Annotated in this window: 2 protein-coding genes; both read right to left on the bottom strand. The window is 60.8% G+C overall.

Features of this window, described 5'->3' with window-relative positions; genetic code table 11:
* Positions 1-815: 815 nt before the first annotated feature.
* Positions 816-962, bottom strand: coding sequence for a hypothetical protein (locus ACLJOU_RS46850; protein WP_410575775.1), 147 nt, complete (start codon positions 960-962; stop codon positions 816-818).
* An 88-nt stretch (positions 963-1,050) separates the two neighbouring features.
* A complete protein-coding gene (locus ACLJOU_RS46845) occupies positions 1,051-2,376 on the bottom strand; it encodes a hypothetical protein (protein WP_410575774.1) in 1,326 nt (441 codons plus the stop codon).
* Positions 2,377-2,559 lie beyond the last annotated feature (183 nt).

Genomic DNA, 2,559 nt, shown 5'->3' with positions numbered 1-2,559 from the left:
AGGCCGCCATCGCCGGCTACCTGCGCTGGCGCAACCGCCACAGCCACCCCAAACGCCACTTCGCCGTCAACTCCAAGATCCGCCGACCGGATTACCTACCCAACGTTGCTTGATGCGGCACTAGTGTCCTGCGTCAATAGTTCGGCTGTAGTCGATAGGGTGTGGCATGCCCAACCCGAAGGCTGAGCCGTTGGTGTTGTCCGGCGAGGAGCGGCCGGTTCTGCTGGCCTGGGTCCGACGCCGGAAAACAGCGCAGGCGCTGGCGACGCGAGCACGGATTCTGCTGCGTTGTGCCGAAGGCCACAAGAACCCGCAAGTCATGAACTGGCTGTGGCGCCATCCCCGGTTCCATTTGCACTCGCTTCGACCAGCAGTTCATGGGCTGAACCTGATCGAACGCTGGTTCGCCGAGTTGATCAACCGGAACTGCGCAGATCCGCCCACCGCAGCGTCGCCGCATTGGAAAAGACGTCCGGCAATGGACCGACGAGTGGAACGCCAATCCGAAACTGTTCGTATGGACCAAACCTGCCGAAGAGATCCTCGAGACCGTCGCCGCCTACTGCGGCCGAATCAACGACTCACAACACTGGTGCTCCAGCCGCCGTGGACTACTCAGAGCCATTTCTTCCGAGGGTCTGACGATTGACGCCGCTGCCTCCATGAAGCTCCGGGCCGGTGCACCCGAACGTGCCCGAGGGGGCCTGGGCTCGGCGCGGCGACGAACCCGCACTACGTTCCTATGGTCCACGACAAGTCCGGCTTGACGTCGCGACAACCGACCATCGAGGCGCGACGGGCACATGTCAGTTTCGTCAACGGCCGGCGGAGTGGTGGTATTTCAGCCTGGTGACCGATGGCGCGGCTTGAGCAAGGCGGGACATGTCCAATCCGCGCCGGATGGATTCGACCGAGAAGCCGTCGTCGGAGCCGGCCTGATCCGCAATCGCAGCGAATTCCACTGCTTGTCTTTGGCGAACCAGGCCGTCGGGCGATCCCCCCGTCCGTCGGAGCCGACAAAAGATATACTGTGAACACTACGGAGAGGCATCACCTGTACTGGATGCGTTTTTCGGCGAGCATCTCGCGAAGGAGGGCGATGCGCACAATTGTCCTCGAGGTGTCCGCGGGTAGGCCGGGAGCCGTAAATCGGTCATTGATGTTCAGCGCCAGCGCGATTCTTGAAAGACTTCCGGACAGTGTTCTCAGTGGTTCGGGCGTCGATATTTGAAGATGGGCGACAAGTGCTACCGGGTCCGTGATCCCTGCGGCGATGGCATCGAGAACAGATTTGTCCTTTGGGGCGAGTTTGGGTACCCTATGTTGCTCCATGAAACCGTCTTTAATAAGAGTCTGCGCGATCCCTCTCTCTTTGATCCGCTCCGCAATGTCTCCGATCGCTGGATCGTAATCGTCAAGCCTTCGTCGCGTTTTATTCTTCAGATTTTCCGGTAGTTGGATACCGAACTGCCTACAGAGTTCATCGATAGCATCTGCGACCACCGTTTTGTTTTTCCCCACTTTTGCAGAGAGTTCTCTCATCGTGCCCGCTCCCTCCAGGATTGCCTGTTGGACAACCTTCTGCCGATCCAGCGTGGTATCGATGTAGGCGTGTCCGTCCTGGTTTTCCGCCGGGTCGCTAGTTCCGCTGTCCGGCCCTCGCGTGCGCTTGGGCGCGGGCTGATCGTTTCCGGTGGACGCGGATGACGGCTGGCCGTATGAGGCCGTCCTCTTCGGCTGCGTGGCCTGAGTGGATTGTTTCGGTGAAGGCGTCGCCGCGCTCTGCTCGGGTTGTCCGGCTGCGGTGATCCCAGTGGTCGCATCGGGGGTGCTTTGCCGGCCGGTGGTCGTGTTGGTGTCCTTTGTCAGATTTGCACGGATCCGTGTGATGAGCTGCTCCGGCGTACCATCCGGGCCGGCGATCCGGTGCAGGATGGCTACGGCATCACGGTCGCGATTCAACCCATACCGCCGAATCAAGTCGGCTACTTGTTGTACTTGTTGGCCTATATCCGCAGCTGTACCGACTTGAGCGATGAGATCGGGAAGATATCTGTGAACAGTTTCGATAATTGCTGTGTCGGCATCCGGTTGCGCGCCTGTGGTCGGCGCGACGGAAGTGGCCGGGGGCGCAACAAACGCGGCGTGAATTTGCATGCACACGTCGTACAGCATGACCCTCGCGTTGTCGAAGTCCTGGTACCTGAACTCGTGGGCCCACTGCCACACCAACCACGTCCCATCACGAAGGTCTTCCCAGAGAATTTCCTTTCCGTCAGGGTCCGTCTCAGGCGGCTCGGGGGATGAGGACAGCCCCGACACTCCAATCAAAGCGTCGTTGACCGCACGGATCTTGCCGTCTCGGTCGTGCAGCAATCGCTCTCGTCCAAGCGCGCGCCATCGGCATGAGCCACTCGAACTGCCCGAGAAGGGGCGGATTCAACTGGTCGTCGCAACACCTTGATCATGGAGGTGTGGGATGGGGCACGGTAGGAAGCAGTTGCCGGAGGCGCCGGTGGGTGCGCGGCGGCAGTGGGCGGCGGATCGGGCGTTGCGGCC

The organism is Amycolatopsis sp. cmx-4-61 (genome assembly GCF_046548775.1).
In the GTDB taxonomy this organism is placed as follows: Bacteria; Actinomycetota; Actinomycetes; order Mycobacteriales; family Pseudonocardiaceae; genus Amycolatopsis.
Note: the sequence above shows the minus strand (reverse complement) of the source record. Positions and strands in the feature narration are given on the sequence as shown.